1 protein-coding gene is annotated in these 1,095 nt (G+C 45.8%); it reads left to right on the plus strand.

What is annotated here, in order from left to right:
- Nucleotides 1–1,095: glycosyl hydrolase family 95 catalytic domain-containing protein (locus GMD4S_RS13565; protein WP_000294374.1), on the plus strand; the 1,095-nt coding region annotated here is incomplete at both ends.

A 1,095-nucleotide genomic window follows, 5' to 3' on the forward strand; every position in this document is an offset into this window, starting at 1 on the left:
AGAATCCAAAAACCAACTATCGAAAAGACATTGACCTCGAAAAAACAGTTAAAGGGATTGTCGAAGCAGCTAAGGCCAAAGACTACGAAACACTTAAAAAGGCCCATATCAAGGACTATCAAAGACTCTTTAACCGCGTTAAACTAAATCTAGGCGGAAACAAGACTGCTCAAACGACTAAAGAGGCCCTTCAAGGCTATAACCCAGAAAAAGGGCAAAAATTGGAAGAACTCTTCTTCCAATACGGACGTTATTTACTCATCAGTTCGTCTCGTGATCGGACAGATGCTCTTCCTGCCAACCTACAAGGAGTCTGGAATGCTGTAGACAATCCACCTTGGAACGCCGACTACCACCTCAATGTCAATTTGCAAATGAACTATTGGCCAGCCTACATGAGCAACCTTGCTGAAACAGCCAAGCCAATGATCAATTACATTGACGACATGCGCTACTATGGTCGTATCGCTGCCAAGGAATACGCTGGCATCGAATCCAAAGACGGACAAGAAAATGGTTGGCTGGTCCACACCCAGGCAACACCATTTGGCTGGACTACTCCTGGTTGGAATTACTATTGGGGTTGGTCTCCAGCAGCTAACGCTTGGATGATGCAAAACGTCTATGATTACTACAAATTCACCAAGGATGAGACTTATCTCAAAGAAAAGATTTACCCAATGCTCAAGGAGACTGCCAAGTTCTGGAACTCCTTCTTGCACTATGACAAGGCCAGTGACCGTTGGGTGTCTTCTCCATCCTACTCACCTGAACACGGGACCATTACCATCGGAAATACCTTTGACCAATCGCTAGTCTGGCAGTTATTCCACGACTACATGGAAGTCGCCAACCATCTGAATGTCGACCAAGACTTAGTCACAGAGGTCAAGGCTAAATTTGACAAACTCAAACCGCTTCACATCAACAAAGAGGGACGCATCAAGGAATGGTACGAGGAGGACAATCCTCAATTCACAAATGAAGGGATTGAAAATCACCACCGTCACGTTTCCCATCTAGTTGGTCTCTTCCCAGGTACGCTCTTTAGCAAGGACCAGGCTGAATACCTAGAGGCTGCGCGTGCTACCTTGA

Source organism: Streptococcus sp. GMD4S, assembly GCF_000296955.1.